At 61.9% G+C, this 16,276-nt stretch carries 16 protein-coding genes; 7 read left to right on the plus strand and 9 right to left on the minus strand.

Annotation, left to right across the window (positions count from 1 at the left end):
• Window positions 1-18 precede the first annotated feature (18 nt).
• The 5 genes from radC to FPB55_RS20120 all read right to left on the minus strand — a co-directional run bounded on the left by radC (window position 19) and on the right by FPB55_RS20120 (window position 5,947).
• Complete coding sequence (gene radC, locus FPB55_RS20100; protein ID WP_073646484.1) at window positions 19-528, minus strand: DNA repair protein RadC; 510 nt, start codon at window positions 526-528, stop codon at window positions 19-21.
• A gap of 334 nt (window positions 529-862) precedes the next feature.
• The gene (locus FPB55_RS20105; RefSeq protein ID WP_073646483.1) at window positions 863-2,029 is read right to left on the minus strand and encodes a PDDEXK nuclease domain-containing protein; all 1,167 of its coding nucleotides are present in this window, start codon (window positions 2,027-2,029) and stop codon (window positions 863-865) included.
• Entirely contained in the window at window positions 2,026-3,225 is a 1,200-nt protein-coding gene (locus FPB55_RS20110) for a site-specific integrase (protein ID WP_073646482.1), read from the minus strand. Before FPB55_RS20110 ends, FPB55_RS20105 begins: the two co-directional genes overlap by 4 nt.
• Before the next feature lie 400 nt (window positions 3,226-3,625).
• Entirely contained in the window at window positions 3,626-4,843 is a 1,218-nt protein-coding gene (locus FPB55_RS20115) for an argininosuccinate synthase (RefSeq protein ID WP_029886602.1), read from the minus strand.
• 171 nt (window positions 4,844-5,014) lie between these two features.
• Window positions 5,015-5,947: an OmpA family protein gene (locus FPB55_RS20120; protein WP_144189145.1), complete on the minus strand. Its 933-nt coding sequence runs from the start codon at window positions 5,945-5,947 to the stop codon at window positions 5,015-5,017.
• A gap of 129 nt (window positions 5,948-6,076) precedes the next feature.
• Here FPB55_RS20120 and pyrC point away from each other — a divergent pair, with 129 nt between their 5' ends.
• Complete coding sequence (pyrC, locus tag FPB55_RS20125) at window positions 6,077-7,123, plus strand: dihydroorotase (RefSeq protein ID WP_029887753.1); 1,047 nt, start codon at window positions 6,077-6,079, stop codon at window positions 7,121-7,123.
• Window positions 7,120-7,794, plus strand: a complete 675-nt coding sequence (rnt, locus tag FPB55_RS20130) for a ribonuclease T (protein WP_125854503.1) — start codon at window positions 7,120-7,122, stop codon at window positions 7,792-7,794. Before pyrC ends, rnt begins: the two co-directional genes overlap by 4 nt.
• A gap of 101 nt (window positions 7,795-7,895) precedes the next feature.
• On the opposite strand, the gene FPB55_RS20135 is transcribed toward rnt, so the two are convergent.
• On the minus strand, window positions 7,896-8,498 hold the full coding sequence (locus FPB55_RS20135) for a peroxiredoxin (protein WP_009684560.1): 603 nt from the start codon (window positions 8,496-8,498) through the stop codon (window positions 7,896-7,898).
• Window positions 8,499-8,721: 223 nt separating this feature from the next.
• On the opposite strand from FPB55_RS20135, the gene FPB55_RS20145 reads away from it, so the two are divergent.
• Together FPB55_RS20145 and bfr are read left to right on the plus strand one after the other, a co-directional pair.
• A complete protein-coding gene (locus FPB55_RS20145; protein WP_009684559.1) occupies window positions 8,722-8,940 on the plus strand; it encodes a bacterioferritin-associated ferredoxin in 219 nt (72 codons plus the stop codon).
• Window positions 8,941-9,139: 199 nt separating this feature from the next.
• Window positions 9,140-9,613 (plus strand): bacterioferritin, encoded by a 474-nt coding sequence (gene bfr / locus FPB55_RS20150; RefSeq protein WP_009684558.1) that lies wholly within the window; start codon window positions 9,140-9,142, stop codon window positions 9,611-9,613.
• Window positions 9,614-9,668: 55 nt separating this feature from the next.
• On the opposite strand, the gene grxD is transcribed toward bfr, so the two are convergent.
• Window positions 9,669-10,004 (minus strand): Grx4 family monothiol glutaredoxin, encoded by a 336-nt coding sequence (grxD, locus tag FPB55_RS20155; protein ID WP_009684557.1) that lies wholly within the window; start codon window positions 10,002-10,004, stop codon window positions 9,669-9,671.
• A 91-nt stretch (window positions 10,005-10,095) separates the two neighbouring features.
• Entirely contained in the window at window positions 10,096-12,204 is a 2,109-nt protein-coding gene (locus tag FPB55_RS20160; RefSeq protein WP_009684556.1) for a molybdopterin oxidoreductase family protein, read from the minus strand.
• A 382-nt stretch (window positions 12,205-12,586) separates the two neighbouring features.
• Between FPB55_RS20160 and argF the strand changes: the two genes are divergently transcribed.
• Both argF and FPB55_RS20170 read left to right on the plus strand, forming a co-directional pair.
• Entirely contained in the window at window positions 12,587-13,507 is a 921-nt protein-coding gene (gene argF, locus FPB55_RS20165) for an ornithine carbamoyltransferase (protein WP_009684553.1), read from the plus strand.
• The gene (locus FPB55_RS20170; RefSeq protein WP_009684552.1) at window positions 13,504-14,613 is read left to right on the plus strand and encodes an ABC transporter ATP-binding protein; all 1,110 of its coding nucleotides are present in this window, start codon (window positions 13,504-13,506) and stop codon (window positions 14,611-14,613) included. The genes argF and FPB55_RS20170 overlap by 4 nt, the downstream gene beginning before the upstream one ends.
• Window positions 14,614-14,649: 36 nt before the next feature.
• Here the strand turns inward: FPB55_RS20170 and ybaK are convergent, their stop codons facing one another.
• The gene (gene ybaK, locus FPB55_RS20175; protein ID WP_009684551.1) at window positions 14,650-15,120 is read right to left on the minus strand and encodes a Cys-tRNA(Pro) deacylase; all 471 of its coding nucleotides are present in this window, start codon (window positions 15,118-15,120) and stop codon (window positions 14,650-14,652) included.
• A gap of 298 nt (window positions 15,121-15,418) precedes the next feature.
• Here ybaK and FPB55_RS20180 point away from each other — a divergent pair, with 298 nt between their 5' ends.
• A complete protein-coding gene (locus FPB55_RS20180) occupies window positions 15,419-16,270 on the plus strand; it encodes an MIP/aquaporin family protein (protein WP_009684550.1) in 852 nt (283 codons plus the stop codon).
• The last annotated feature ends 6 nt before the right edge of the window (window positions 16,271-16,276 follow it).

Below are 16,276 nucleotides of genomic sequence, written 5' to 3' on the forward strand. Positions count from 1 at the left end.
GGCAATAGCCCCCGTGTGTCATAACAAGCCATGCTCTGCAAACGACACCGTGTTTGCACCGGCCACGATGACATGATCCAGCGTGCGAACTTCCACCAGCGTCAGAGCCTCTTTCAGCCGCTGCGTCAACACCCTGTCGGCCTGTGACGGCTCAGGATTCCCGCTCGGATGGTTGTGCGAGAGGATGACCGCCGCCGCATTGAGCCGCAGGGCTTCCTTGACCACTTCACGCGGATACACCGATGCACTGTCGATGGTGCCGTGGAACATCTCCCGGTACTCGATCAGCCGGTGGCGCGTGTCCAGAAACAGCACTGTAAAGACTTCATGCTCGAAGCCTGCCAGCTTGTTGCGCAGGTACTCCTTGACCAGCGCCGGGGAAGTGAACTCAGCACCACGCTGCATTTTCAACTCGATGGCCTGGCGCGCCGCTTCGAGAATTTGATCCACCGATGCCGGCATGTAGCGCCCTTGGGCGTCACGCACCAGCAAAGCGTCATCGAACGAGGAAAAGGACAGTTGCGACATAATCGTGCTCCGGTTGCTCGGGCGGAATTGCCCGGAACCGTTGCCAGCACGGCGCAGCGCAAGCAGTCAGAGATCGAAGACGGCCACTAGGCCGCAAGCGTGCGAGCACGCGCAGTCATTGACGGCGAGAACGCCGTGATACGGTGAAGGGAACAGCAAGACCGCCTACACCCCACTCAGCCACACACCCGCCGTTGGCAAGTGCGCAGCACGCGCAGGCCCGGATCAACGATCCAGGCCGGAGGCGTCAGGGATCAGCGCCGAATGGCTGTGATTCGGCACGAAGCACGGGGCGCAGCCCGCGAGCCCGACGGCGGTACGCCGGGACGCACAACTATGGCTTGCCGTCCTTGAAGGACAGCGCTCCGCGAGATTCGAGCAGCCGCCGCGTGTTCTCCAGTTCTTTTTGCAACAACTCGGCATCTGGCAGCACAGTGCGGTAGTTCGCCGCCATCACCTTGGTTGGCAAGCCATCCAGCGCATACCGCGCCAAAGCATGGCCCTTGTCGGCACACAGAATCAGGCCCACCGGCGGGTTCTCGTCCGGGTAGGCCCAATGCTCCTTGGCATAGTTGCAGTACATATGCATCTGCCCCACATCGGCATGGGTCAGGCTGCCCAACTTCAGGTCGATGATGACCAGGCAGCGCAGCTTGCGATGGAAGAACAGCAGATCCACCCGGTACCAGGTCTGGTCGATGCGCAACCGGCGCTGCCGCCCAACGAAGGTGAAGCCTTCGCCCAGCTCCAGCAGAAAGTCTTCCAACCGCTGGATCAAGGCCGCTTCCAGGTCGGATTCCGAGTACTCGTCCTTGAGGTCAAGGAACTCCAGCACATACGGGTCTTTGATGGCGTCATTGGGCGTGACGATATCCTCGGGCTTGGCCGCCGCACCCTTGACCAACATCACGGCCTTGTCTTTGGACAAGGCCGTGCGTTCATAGAACTGGCTGCCTATCTGCCGGTCGAGCTGGCGCACGCTCCAGCCACCGCGCAGTGCTTCGGTCTCGTAGAACCGGCGGGCATGGTCATCCTTGACCGACAGCAGCCGGACATAGGCCGACCACGGCAGGGTAAAGACCTGAGCCAGTTCGGACAGACTCAATTTCCCAGACACTGTCTGGGATTTCTCAGGGGGCGACTCGTTTCCCAATTTCCCAGACAGTGTCTGGGAAATCTCTGGTTGGGGGTACGCGAGGTAGAAACGCCGCATGCTCTCCAGGTTGTTGACGCCGAACCCGCGCCCGAATCGGGCCGTCAGGTCGGCGGACAAGCGTTCCATCAATTGCTCGCCGTAACCAGCCCGCCGCCTGCCTTTCTGCTCGGCCTCGACGATCCGGCGGCCGATTTCCCAATAGCTGGCGGTCATCATTGCATTGACACTGCGCGCCGCCGCCTGGCGCGCCGCATCCAGCAGCTCGACGATGCCGCCGTGGATGCCGGCGTAGCCGGCAGGTAAGGCGGCGGGCTTCCGCGTTGCCACAGGCGTCTTCCTTGTCATGCTGTCGCCTCCATAGAACGGGATGCCCCGGTAATCGCCAGCCGCCGATTCGCCACCAGTTCGGCCGCGTCCCGCACCGGCTTGTCCTCGGTATGAACATAGTGCATGAACATCGCCACGGTCTTGTGACCTGTGAGCTTCATGCCCACCTTGGTCGGAACACCCGAGTTGGCAATGTCGGTCGTCGCCCGGTGGCGGATGCCGTGTGTACCGACATGCGGCACGCCTGCCGCCTTGAGCACGCGCGTCCAGCCGCCGTAGTGCTCGCCGTGGGTCAGGTGCCGGGTCGGGTCGTTCGGCGACGGTAGGACATAGGGGCAGCCTTCCCGGCGCGGTGCCGTCGAAAGCAGCCGATAGGCTTCCTCGCTCATGGGCTTGGAGATGCCACCCGTCTTGCTGTCGGGCCAGACGACGCGGCGCTTTTCCAGATCAACCCATGCCCATTCGAGCGGGCAGATTTCCGAGCGCCGTGCGGCGAACTCGAATTGCAGGCGAATCGCCAGCGGAATGACGTAGTTCTCCAGCCCCTCGGCCTCCAGCTTCTCCAACTGGCGGAAGATCCGCACCAACTCATCGTCCACGATGAGCCGGGTTTCCTTGCCGGGCGGGTACATCGGGACGTGTCGGCACGGATTCGTGCCGTCTGGGCGCAGCCCCCACACTTCGGCCAGGTTGAACATCTTGCGCAAGACGCCGAAGGTGCGGTTGGCTTCGGCCTGCTTGTAGGCCAGCTTCTTCATCAGCGCGGCCACGTCCGGGCGCTTCACGTCCTGCACCTTCATCCGCCCCATGATCGGGATGATGCAACGGTCAATCACGCCCTGATAGCCGCGCTGCGTGCTGGGCTTGTTGCGCTGCTTGGAGTAGTCCTCCATGAAGGTGTGGCAATACTCCTTCATGGTCGGCGCCTTGCGCGCGGCATTCTTGGCCGCGCTGGGGTCGCCGCCCCGGCGAACCTCGGCCAGCCACTCCTGCGCCATCGTGCGCGCCTGATCGACCGTCAGTTCCCCGTACTGGCCCAAGGCGGGCTTGCGGCGCTCGCCGGCGTTCGTGCGGTACTGAAGCATGAAGACCTTGCGCCCTGCCGGGGTGATCTTGCACAGGAAGCCGGGCACCACGGTGTCCCGCAGTTCGATGGCCTTGTCTTGAGGTTGCGTCGCATCGACTGCGGACTTGGTGAGTTTTATTCTTGCCACGATGACTCCTCGGAAAGCCCGGTTTCCAAGAGCCGCATGGGAGCCACGCGAGGGGAAGCCGGGTCAAGTTTCGGAAAGCACCGGCATATGTTGAACTCGCCTAAGTAATTGATAAACCTGCTGTATCGAGCCTTGGCGTAGTCCAGCGAATTACGGTACTGGAGTCATCGTGAAACAAAAAACCCGGCCGCAGCCTAATGCCAGTCAGTTAAGTAATTTGGGGCCGCTTTGCGACCCTTCGCGGGCACGCCCGCTCCTACAGGGGGTAGCGCATCTCTTGCGTTCAGCGCTAAACGTGTGGGAGCGGGCGTGCCCGCGAAGGGCTGCAAAGCAGCCCCAGTAACGCTTAACCGACAGGCATCAGGCCGCAGCCGGGTTCTTTCATGGCACAGGCCAGCAATCAGAGCAGCGAACGGCCCTTGTTGGCGGCAATGCGCATACGCAAGGCGTTGAGCTTGATGAAGCCAGCAGCGTCGGCCTGGTTGTAGGCGCCGCCATCTTCTTCGAAGGTGGCGATGTTGGCATCGAACAGCGAATCATCCGATTTACGGCCAACCACGGTGACATTGCCTTTGTACAGCTTCAGCCGCACCACACCGTTCACGTTGACCTGCGAAGCGTCGATCATCTGCTGCAGCATCACGCGCTCCGGGCTCCACCAGTAACCGGTGTAGATCAGGCTGGCGTACTTGGGCATCAACTCGTCTTTGAGGTGAGCAACTTCACGGTCCAGGGTGATCGACTCGATGGCACGGTGGGCCTTGAGCATGATGGTGCCGCCAGGCGTCTCGTAGCAGCCACGCGACTTCATACCGACATAACGGTTTTCGACGATGTCGAGGCGGCCGATGCCGTTGGCACCGCCGATGCGGTTCAGGTCGGCCAGAACGGTTGCCGGGGTTTTCTCGACACCGTCGATGGCAACGATGTCGCCGTTGCGGTAGGTGAGTTCGATGTAGGTAGCCTGGTCTGGGGCGTTCTCAGGCGAGACACTCCAGCGCCACATGTCTTCTTCGTGCTCGGTCCAGGTGTCTTCCAGGACACCGCCTTCGTAGGAGATGTGCAGCAGGTTGGCGTCCATCGAGTACGGCGACTTCTTCTTGCCGTGGCGCTCGATCGGGATACCGTGCTTTTCGGCGTAGTCCATCAGCTTCTCGCGGGACAGCAGGTCCCACTCACGCCATGGGGCGATGACCTTGACGCCAGGCTTGAGCGCGTAGGCACCCAGCTCGAAACGCACCTGGTCGTTGCCCTTGCCGGTAGCGCCATGGGAAATGGCGTCTGCGCCGGTTTCGTTGGCGATTTCGATGAGGCGCTTGGCGATCAGCGGGCGGGCGATGGAAGTACCCAGCAGGTACTCACCTTCGTAGACGGTGTTGGCGCGGAACATCGGGAACACGAAATCACGCACGAACTCTTCGCGCAGGTCGTCGATGTAGATCTCTTTAACACCCATTGCCTGAGCCTTGGCGCGGGCCGGTTCGACCTCTTCGCCCTGACCCAGGTCAGCGGTGAAAGTCACCACTTCGCAGTTGTAGGTATCCTGCAGCCACTTGAGAATCACCGAAGTATCAAGGCCGCCGGAATACGCCAGTACGACCTTTTTTACGTCCGCCATGCCATCACTCCACGGGGTTGTACGGAAAAGGACCGATTCTAACGGCGTTAACGATAAATTTACAGTGGCGCGACAGCTTCTGACGACAAAGCGACAAGAACTTTCACAGGGGCGACGGACGGTAGTAAGGCAGGCAAGTCAAGGGCCTGCGGTGCGCGCGGCTGTCCAACCTCAAGGTTGCCTGGCCGGCGCAGCAGCAGCAGAAGCAGGGGGGGCTTGCTCGGTCGGTTTCTCCACCGGTTTTTCAGGCACCACCACCCGGTCCAGCTCGATGTTCACCCGCCGATTCCGCGCCCGGTTGGCTGCAGTGTTGTTCTTGGCCACCGGGTAGCGCTCGCCGTGGAAGCGTACGGTGATCTGCTCATCCTTGATGCCATGAGCCTTGAAGTAGTCCGCCACCGCCAGCGCCCGGCGGCGTGACAGGTCGCGGTTGGTCAGGCGATTACCGCTGTTGTCGGAGTGACCGTTGAGCTCGACATGGTTCACCGAAGGGTCGGCCTTCATGTATTCGAGAATCACATCCAGCCTGGCCTTGGCCGCGTCATCCAGTTCGATGCCGCCGCCCGGGAAACCGACCTGGGTCTGGCGCACCTGGTCGTAGTTCATGGGCAGCAGCTTGGCGGCACACACCTGGTAATCGCTGTAGGCCTTGGCAAAGCTCACCGGCAGTACCCGCACTTCCATGGGCCGGCCGGCTTCGCCCGCAAAGCTGCGCACCACCGTGCTGCGCCCGTCGAGCAAGCCATTGATCAGGCGGCTGGCCTGGCCTTGCGACGAACTGAACAACACGCCGGTACGGGCCATGCGCACGCTTCCCAGGTTGATATCACCACGACCGGGTTGCCACGGCGCCGCCGCCGCCAGCAGGCTGGCAGTGCCGGCCCCCAGTATGTTGCTGGCCGAGCGCAGTTGGAACACTGCCTGCTCGCCCGCCCGGCGTACGAACTCACCACTGCCAAAGCCATCGATCGGCTGGATCAGCCGGCACTCGAACGGGTCACCCTCGACCTTCCAGGCAATGTTCTCCATGCGCGTCTGAAAAGTCAGCGCGGCAGCCGGCAAGCTGGCGAACAGGGTCAACAGGGTCAGGTAACGCTGGCGCACGGGCGGCTCCACAATTTCAACGGCTTACCTGCAGGCTATCGGACGCCAACCGGAAAACTTGATAGCCGTGCTCGGCCCAGGGTTTTCCGGTAGCATTGGGGCTTGAGTTCGACCCGCCTGGAATCCCCAATGTCCGATCGCCTGACCCTCCTGCGCCCCGACGACTGGCACATCCATCTGCGTGATGGTGCCGTCCTGCCCCACACCGTTGGCGATGTGGCGCGTACTTTCGCCCGCGCCATCATCATGCCCAACCTGGTTCCGCCGGTGCGCAACGCCGCCGAGGCCGGTGCCTACCGTGAACGCATCCTCGCTGCCCGCCCGGCAGGCAGCCGCTTCGAGCCGCTGATGGTCCTGTACCTCACCGACCGTACCAGCCCCGAAGATGTGCGTGCCGCCAAGGCCAGCGGTATCGTGTATGCCGCCAAGCTGTACCCGGCGGGCGCCACCACCAATTCCGACTCGGGCGTGACCAGCATCGACAATATCTTCCCGGCCATCGAGGCATTGGCGGAGGTCGGCATGCCGCTGCTGGTGCACGGCGAAGTGACCCGCAGCGAAATCGACGTGTTCGACCGCGAGAAGCGCTTCATCGACGAGCACATGCGCCGCCTGGTCGAGCGCTTCCCGGCCTTGAAAGTGGTGTTCGAACACATTACCACCAGCGATGCCGCGCAGTTCGTCACCGAAGCACCGGCCAATGTTGGCGCGACCATCACCGCGCAACACCTGCTGTACAACCGCAACCACATGCTGGTTGGTGGCATTCGCCCACACTTCTACTGCCTGCCGATCCTCAAGCGCAACACCCACCAGGTGGCCCTGCTGGATGCAGCCACCAGCGGCAACCCGAAGTTCTTCCTCGGTACCGACTCGGCCCCGCACGCCCGTCACGCCAAAGAAGCGGCCTGCGGCTGCGCCGGCTGCTACACCGCCTACGCGGCTATCGAGCTGTACGCCGAAGCGTTCGAGCAACGCAACGCGCTGGACAAGCTGGAAGGTTTCGCCAGCCTGCACGGCCCAGCTTTCTATGGCCTGCCGGCGAATACCGACACCATCACCCTGGTCCGCGAAGAATGGACCGCCCCGCAGAGCCTGCCATTCGGCGAGCAAACCGTGGTGCCGCTGCGCGCTGGCGAGAAATTGCGCTGGCGCCTGCTGGAGGAAAACGCGTGAGCGAAGACCTCTACGAAGACGACCTGGAAAGCCAAGGCCACAGCGGGTCGCGTCATCCAATGGCCGAGCGCTTCCGCGGTTACCTGCCGGTTGTAGTGGACGTGGAAACGGGCGGCTTCAACAGCGCCACCGATGCCTTGCTGGAAATTGCTGCAGTGACCATCGGCATGGACGAGAAAGGCTTCCTGTTCCCCGAGCACACGTACTTTCACCGGGTGGAGCCGTTCGAAGGCGCCAACATCGAGGCGGCCGCGCTGGAGTTCACCGGCATCAAGCTCGACCACCCGCTGCGCATGGCAGTCAGCGAGGAAACCGCGCTGACCGATATTTTCCGCGGTGTGCGCAAGGCCCTGAAGGCCAATGGCTGCAAGCGGGCGATTCTGGTCGGCCATAACAGCAGCTTCGACCTCGGTTTCCTCAATGCGGCCGTGGCGCGCAATGACGTGAAGCGTAACCCGTTCCACCCGTTTTCCAGCTTCGACACAGCCACCCTGGCCGGCCTGGCCTATGGCCAGACCGTACTGGCGCGGGCTTGCCAAAGCGCCGACATCGACTTCGATGGGCGTGAAGCGCACTCGGCGCGGTACGACACCGAGAAAACGGCGGAGCTGTTCTGCGGCATCGTCAACCGCTGGAAGGACCTGGGCGGCTGGCGCGACTTCAACGATTGACCTGGGGGCCGCCTGGCGGCCCTTTCGCAACACAAGCCCGCAGCCACCACCCAGGCACAAAAAAACCGGCCACCAGGGCCGGTTTTTCATGCGCGCCGCAATTACAGCTTGCCGGCGTTCTCGCTCAGGTAGGCGGCTACGCCTTCTGGCGAAGCATTCATGCCTTTGTCGCCTTTTTTCCAGTTGGCCGGGCAGACTTCGCCGTGCTCTTCGTGGAATTGCAGGGCGTCGACCAGGCGCAGCAGTTCGTCCATGTTACGGCCCAGTGGCAGGTCGTTGACGATCTGCGAACGAACAACACCGTTGGTGTCGATCAGGAAGGCACCACGGAAGGCCACGCCACCTTCGGACTCAACGTCGTAGGCTTTGCAGATTTCGTGGGTCATGTCGGCAGCCAGGGTGTACTTCACCTGGCCGATGCCGCCGTTGTTGACCGGGGTGTTGCGCCAGGCGTTGTGAGTGAAGTGCGAGTCGATGGACACGCCGATCACTTCCACGTTGCGCGCCTGGAAATCAGGGATGCGGTGGTCCAGGGCGATCAGCTCGGACGGGCAGACGAAGGTGAAGTCCAGCGGGTAGAAGAACACCAGGCCGTACTTGCCCTTGATGGCCGAAGCCAGGTTGAAGCTGTCGACGATCTCGCCATTGCCCAGCACGGCCGGTACGGTGAAATCGGGGGCTTTCTTACCAACGAGTACGCTCATTGTAATCTCCTGATGAGGGTGTAGAACCGTTTGCCGGGCCAGACGGGCCTGCCCGACATCCAACAAAGGCGACCATCATACACGGCTTCTGATGACAGGCCGAATCCAACGAGCAGGCAACCGCCGGTCGCTCAAGCACAGGCCTTGCAGAAAGTGCTTTGACAAGCATTCTCATTAACATTAAGCTCCAACCCATCGACTCAACCAGCGATGGTCAGCCCTTATGTATGTGTGTCTTTGTGTCGGCGTTACTGACGGACAGATCCGCGACGCGATCTATGAAGGATGCTGCAGTTACAAGGATGTGCGAGCCGCGACCAATGTCGCCAGCCAGTGTGGCAAATGTGCCTGCCTGGCCAAGCAAGTAGTTCGCGAGACCCTGACCGAGCTGCAGGTCAGCCAGGCCGCGCTGCCCTACCCGGTAGAATTCACCACCGCCTGAAACCAGAATTTCCAAGAACCGGACCTAGTGTCCGGTTTTTTTATGCCTACATATCAATAAGTTAGGCCACCAACGCGGTTCACAAACATTCTTATTCCTATTAATTTTCATTTATTATTCAATCACTTAGGTTTGACACACTTGCGCATCGGGCTCAAACTTCCTGCTATTGGCACACTTCTACAGGGCAGGAACCCAAATGAAAGGCGACGTAAGCGTCATCCAGCATCTCAACAAGATCCTCGGAAACGAGCTGGTCGCGATCAACCAGTATTTCCTGCACGCACGCATGTACGAAGATTGGGGCCTGAACAAACTCGGCAAGCACGAGTACAAGGAATCGATCGACGAGATGAAGCACGCTGACAAGTTGATCAAGCGTATTCTCTTCCTCGAAGGCATCCCTAACGTTCAGGACCTGGGCAAGCTGTTGATCGGCGAGCACACCAAGGAAATGCTCGAGTGCGACCTTAAGCTCGAACACAAGGGCCTGGCCGATCTCAAAGCCGCCATCGCCCACTGCGAAACCGCGGGTGACTTCGGCTCGCGTGACATGCTGGAAGATATCCTCGAGTCCGAGGAAGAACATATCGACTGGCTGGAAACCCAGCTGGGGCTGATCGACAAGATCGGTATCGAAAACTACCTGCAATCGCAGATGGGCGAAGAGTAATTACCCGCTGCATAAAAAAACCCGCGATCAGCGGGTTTTTTCATGCTTGCCGAAATCAGGCTTCGGCAGCTTTGGCCTTGGCGGCGGCGTCCTTGATCAGGGCCTGCAGCTCACCCTTTTCGAACATTTCCAGCATGATGTCGCTACCGCCGACCAGCTCACCGGCCACCCACAGCTGCGGGAAAGTCGGCCAGTTGGCGTACTTTGGCAGGTTGGCGCGGATTTCCGGGTTCTGCAGGATGTCGACGTAGGCGAACTTCTCGCCACACCCCATCACAGCCTGCGATGCCTTGGCCGAGAACCCGCACTGCGGGGCATTCGGCGAACCTTTCATGTAAAGCAGAATGGTGTTGTTGGCAATCTGCTCTTTGATCGTATCGATGATATCCATCTAGCACCTCAGCTGAACTTTCCGACGCAATCGTCGGCACGGTGAGGCATTGTAACGGAAAGCCGAGCAGCATGCTCGGCCTTGCCATCGCTCAAGCGGCCTCGACCTGCACGGGTACGCCATTGAGCGCCGCATTGCCCGACACCGGGTCACGCAAGCGCTCGTCGGTAAGGTCATTGGCACTCACGCCAGGCTGCGCCTGGGCGACCTGCAGGTGTACGCCCTGTCGGCCATGACCGAACCCATGGGGCAAGCTGACCACACCGGGCATCATGTCCTCGCAAGCCAGTACCTCGACTTCCAGGGCACCGGTGCGCGAGCGAATCCGCACCCGCTGGCCATCCTGCAGTTGCCGCTGCTGCAGATCGTGGGGGTGCATCAACAACTGGTGCCGGGGCTTGCCTTTGACCAGCCGATGAAAGTTGTGCATCCATGAGTTGTTGCTGCGCACGTGGCGGCGCCCGATCAACAACAATTCGTTCGGCGCTGGCGGTGCTTGCCGGGCCAGCCGCTGCAAATCGTCCAGCAGCACCTGGGGCGCCGCTTCGATCGCCTTGCTGGCAGTGGCCAGGCGCGCCTCGAGGTTGGCGCGCAACGGGCCAAGGTCCAGGCCATGCGGGTGCTCATCGAGCTTGGCCAGGGAAAGCTGCCAGGCGGTTGCCTCGCCGTAGCGGCCTTTGCGCAGGGCCAGGTCGATCATCTGTGCGGGCGCCACGGTTGGCTTGATCTCCAGCCCGGCACGCCTGGCATAGGCCTGCGCCAGCCCGACGAAGATTTCCCAGTCATGCAAGGCGCCCTGCGGCTTGGCCAGGATCGCCCGGTTGAAGCGCGTGATGTTGCGCACGGCCAACAGGTTGAATGTGCTGTCGTAGTGATCATTTTCCAACGCCGAGGTCGAGGGCAGGATCAAGTCGGCATGGCGTGTGGTCTCGTTGATGTAGAGGTCGATGCTGAGCATGAACTGCAACCCCTCCAGCGCAGCGTCCAGCTGGCGGCCGTTGGGCGTGGACAGCACAGGGTTGCCGGCCACCGTCACCAGGGCATGCACCTGCCCCTCGCCGGGCGTCAGCATTTCTTCGGCGAGGGCCGCCACCGGCAGCTCACCGCCGTATTCGGGCAACCCCGATACCCGGCTTTGCCAGGCATTGAAATGCCCACCCGAGGTGGTCGCGACCAGGTCCACGGCCGGCTCCGTACACAACGCCCCACCGGCACGGTCGAGGTTGCCGGTCACCAGGTTGATCAGTTGCACCAGCCAATGGCACAGGGTGCCGAAGGTTTGCGTCGACACGCCCATGCGCCCATAGCACACCGCCTTGTCGGCGGCGGCGAAATCCCGTGCCAACTGCCGGATCTCGGCCGCCTCGATGCCACACAGCGCGCTCATGGCCTCGGCGCTGAGAGGCGCCAGTGCCGCACGAACCTGCTGCAGACCATTGACCGGCACGTGCGAGCGCCGCGTCAGGCCCTCGTCGAACAGCGTGCCGAGCACGCCGCACAACAGCGCCGCATCGCCCCCGGGGCGAATGAACAGATGGCGGTCGGCCATGGCCGCCGTTTCGCTGCGCCGCGGGTCCACCACCACCAGGCGCCCACCGCGCGCGCGCAGGGCCTTGAGCCGCTTCTCCACGTCGGGCACCGTCATGATGCTGCCGTTGGAGGCCAGCGGGTTGCCGCCGAGAATCAACATGAAATCGGTATGGTCGATATCCGGGATCGGCAATAGCAAGCCATGCCCGTACATCAGGTGGCTGACCAGGTGCTGCGGCAACTGGTCCACCGATGTGGCAGAGAAACGGTTGCGGGTTTTCAGCAGGCCGAGGAAATAGTTGCTGTGGGTCATCAACCCGTAGTTGTGCACGCTGGGATTGCCCTGGTACACGGCCACGGCATTGCGCCCATGGGCCTGCTGGATCGCCCACAGCCTGTCGGCGGCCAGGGTAAACGCTTCATCCCACTCAATCGCCTGCCAGTGCTCCCCTACCCGTTTATGGGGCTGGCGCAAACGGTCCGGGTCATTCTGAATATCCTGCAACGCTACCGCCTTGGGGCAGACATGGCCGCGGCTGAACGGGTCGTGGGGGTCGCCCTTGATCGAGCTGATCTGCGCCCGCCCCGCGTCGTCATGGCTGATTTCGATGTTGAGCCCGCAGATCGCTTCGCACAGGTGACACGCACGGTGATGCAGGGTCTTGGTCATGGCCGCCTCTGCCTTATTGTTGGGTAGTGAACGAGCTGAAACTATGCGCCCCGCACCCTACCCCGGCCAGCGCGCTTCGCCGCGTGAATCCACCGACATCAGTGGCACGATTTGCGACAGCCATTTGCCAAATTGCCAGCAAGCCGTGTACAACCTGCTGTAGCAAATAAAAAACAGCACAGCCCAATGGGTAGAGACACGCCTTGCAACTTCTTTGCAGGCGGGCTGCTGTTTCCCCTCTTGGCTTTAGGCGACATTTACTTATAGTATTGCGCCTTTCCCTTTTTCGTCCGCCCCCGTGCGGCTTACGCCGCAGGTCACTCCCGTTGTCAAAAAAACCATACGGTCGACCTGCATACTGTTGCAGATAAGGTAGTCAATCATGAGCGCTAGGCACTTTCTCTCCCTGCTGGACTTCACCACCGACGAATTGCTCGGGGTGATCCGCCGCGGCATCGAGCTGAAGGACCTGCGCAAACGAGGCGTGCTGTTCGAGCCGCTGAAAAACCGCGTGCTGGGCATGATTTTCGAGAAGTCCTCGACCCGTACCCGTGTGTCGTTCGAAGCTGGCATGATCCAACTCGGCGGTCAGGCCATTTTCCTGTCGCCGCGCGATACCCAGCTGGGCCGTGGCGAGCCGATTGGCGACAGCGCCATCGTGTTGTCGAGCATGCTCGACGTGGTCATGATCCGCACCCATGCCCACAGCACCCTCACCGAATTCGCCGCCAACTCGCGCGTGCCGGTGATCAACGCGCTGTCCGACGAGTCGCACCCGTGCCAGTTGCTGGCCGACATGCAAACCTTCCTCGAACACCGCGGCACCATTCAAGGCAAGACCGTGGCCTGGATCGGCGACGGCTTCAACATGTGCAACTCCTACATCGAGGCCGCCAGGCAGTTTGACTTCCAGTTGCGTATCGCTTGCCCGGAAGGTTACGAGCCTGACCCACGCTTCATGGCCATTGGCGGTGACCACGTGCAAATCGTGCGCGACCCCAAGCAAGCCGTAAGCGGTGCCCACCTGGTGACCACGGACGTCTGGACTTCCATGGGCCAGGAGGAGGAAACTGCACGGCGCCTGGCGCACTTTGCGCCTTACCAGGTCACCCGCGAACTGCTCGACCTGGCGGCACCCGACGCCCTGTTCATGCACTGCCTGCCTGCCCACCGTGGCGAGGAAATCAGCCATGACCTGCTCGACGACCCGCGGTCCGTCGCCTGGGACCAGGCTGAAAATCGCCTGCATGCACAGAAGGCCCTCCTCGAATTCCTTGTCGAACCGGCTTACCACCACGCATGAGTCAACCCTTACTGCTCAACCTGCGCAACCTCGCCTGCGGCTACGGCGACCAGCGCATCGTCCAGAACCTCAACCTGCACCTGAACGCAGGCGACATCGGTTGCCTGCTGGGTTCATCGGGTTGCGGCAAAACCACCACCCTGCGCGCCATCGCCGGCTTCGAGCCGGTGCACGACGGCGAGGTCCAGCTGGCGGGCGAGGTAATTTCCCGAGCCGGTTTCACCCTGGCGCCGGAAAAGCGCCGCATCGGCATGGTATTCCAGGACTACGCGCTGTTCCCGCACCTGACCGTGGCGCAGAACATAGCCTTCGGCATTGCCAAGCACCCCCGCCAGGCGGCAGTCATCGAAGAAATGCTCGAGCTGGTCAAGCTGGCTGGCCTGGGCGGGCGTTACCCGCATGAGCTGTCTGGCGGCCAGCAGCAGCGGGTAGCGCTGGCCCGTGCACTGGCCCCCGAGCCACAGCTGCTACTGCTCGACGAGCCGTTCTCCAACCTCGACGTGGAACTGCGCCGGCGGCTGAGCCATGAGGTGCGTGACATTCTCAAAAGCCGCGGCACCAGTGCCGTTCTGGTGACCCATGACCAGGAGGAAGCGTTTGCCGTCAGCGACCAGGTCGGGGTGTTCAAGGAGGGCCGCCTGGAACAGTGGGACACACCCTACAATCTGTACCACGAGCCACAGACACCGTTCGTTGCCAGCTTCATCGGCCAGGGCTATTTCATTCGTGGCCAGATGGTCAGCCACGAAGCGGTCAGCACCGAACTGGGCGAGTTGCGGGGTAACCGCGCCTACATCATGGCCGCGGGCAGCTCGGTGGATGTGCTGCTACGCCCGGACGATATCGTGCATGCACCAGGCAGCCCCCTGCAGGCCAGAATAGTCGGCAAGAGCTTCCTCGGCGCCTCGACCCTGTACCGCCTGCAGTTGCCGACCGGCAGCCAGCTGGAAGCGATATTCCCCAGCCATGACGATCAGCAGGTAGGTGACGATGTCGGCATTGCGGTAAAGGCCGACCACCTGGTGCTGTTCCCGGCACCCGGTAGCGTTGCGGCGCAGTTGTCGCCCCTTGAGAATGGGGTTCGTCGCTACAGCTCGGCGACCTGATACAGGGTGCTGGGGCTGCACGGCAGCCCCAGCTTCTCAGCCTCTGCCAATGCCGGCAAATTTGCCCTGGGTATGCTCGGCCAGCACTGCGGCCGCCAACTCCACCTCGAGCCCTCGCCGTCCGGCACTGACATGGATGGTTGCAAAGTTCTGCGCCGAATCATCGATGAAGGTGCGCAAGCGTTTCTTTTGCCCCAGCGGGCTGATTCCACCCACCAGGTAGCCCGTAGCGCGCTGCGCCGCCGCCGGGTCGGCCATCTCGCACTTCTTCACCCCGGCAGCATGGGCCAGGGCCTTGAGGTCCAGGGTGCCTCCCACTGGCACCACCGCCACCAGCAACTCGCCTTTCTCGCTGCTCGCCAGCAACGTCTTGAATACCTGCTGCGGGTCCAGCCCAAGCTTCTCTGCCGCCTCCAGCCCATACGACGCCGACTTGGGGTCGTGTTCGTAACTGTGCACGCGATGCTCGGCACGATGCTTCTTCAACAGGTCTAGGGCGGGGGTCATGCTGGGGCTCCGGTCTGGGACGGCTCGGCGGCTACTTTAGGACAATTCCCACATGGCAGCCAGCGCACCGCAATCGCGCAGCTCTGGCACGGGCATCCGAAACCGATTTTAGCGGCCATTTCGTGACTGGTCGTTCACTTTCGACCTTTGACATCAGCGTTTCTTGTCTATATTTTTTCGTTTCTGAATACGTGGTGCACGTTAAAGGTGCACTTCCCTGCTCGGTGTCAATGGGGATGGACACCGAGCTTTGCTGTCGAGCGCCAAGCGCCTCACAACAAAAACAACGAGGTCATACATGACGACTGCTCTACGCCAGCCCACACTGTCCAGCCAATGCCTGGCCGAATTTCTCGGCACGGGCTTGCTGATATTCTTCGGCACCGGCTGCGTTGCCGCCCTCAAAGTCGCGGGCGCCAGCTTCGGCCTGTGGGAAATCAGTATCATCTGGGGTGTCGGGGTAAGCATGGCCATCTACCTCACCGCCGGCATTTCCGGCGCGCACCTGAACCCGGCCGTGAGCATCGCCCTCACCCTGTTCGCCGGTTTCGACAAGCGCAAGCTGCCCTTCTACATGCTGGCCCAGGTGTGCGGCGCATTCTGTGGTGCAGCACTGGTCTACACCCTGTACAGCAACCTGTTCTTCGATTTCGAACAGGCGCACGCCATGCTACGCGGAAGCGAAGCCAGCCTGGAGCTGGCGTCGGTGTTCTCCACTTACCCGCACCCCTCGCTCTCCACCGGCCAGGCCTTCCTGGTCGAAGTGGTGATCACCGCTATCCTGATGGCTGTGATCATGGCCCTGACCGACGACAACAATGGCCTGCCGCGCGGCGCCGTGGCGCCGCTGCTGATCGGCCTGCTGATCGCCGTGATTGGCAGCGCCATGGGCCCGCTGACCGGGTTCGCGATGAACCCGGCACGTGATTTCGGTCCAAAGCTCATGACATTCCTGGCGGGCTGGGGCGAAATTGCCTTTACCGGTGGGCGCAGCGTTCCTTACTTCCTGGTGCCGATCTTCGCGCCGATCGTTGGCGCCTGCGTGGGCGCCGCGGCCTATCGCGGCCTGATCGCCCGCAACCTGCCTGTTGCAACTGCCGAGCACCCTGAGACAAATGACAACCGCCAGGGCGATACTCAAGCCAGTTGATCGCGG

The organism is Pseudomonas sp. BJP69, assembly GCF_007633355.1.
GTDB lineage: Bacteria > Pseudomonadota > Gammaproteobacteria > Pseudomonadales > Pseudomonadaceae > Aquipseudomonas > Aquipseudomonas juntendi.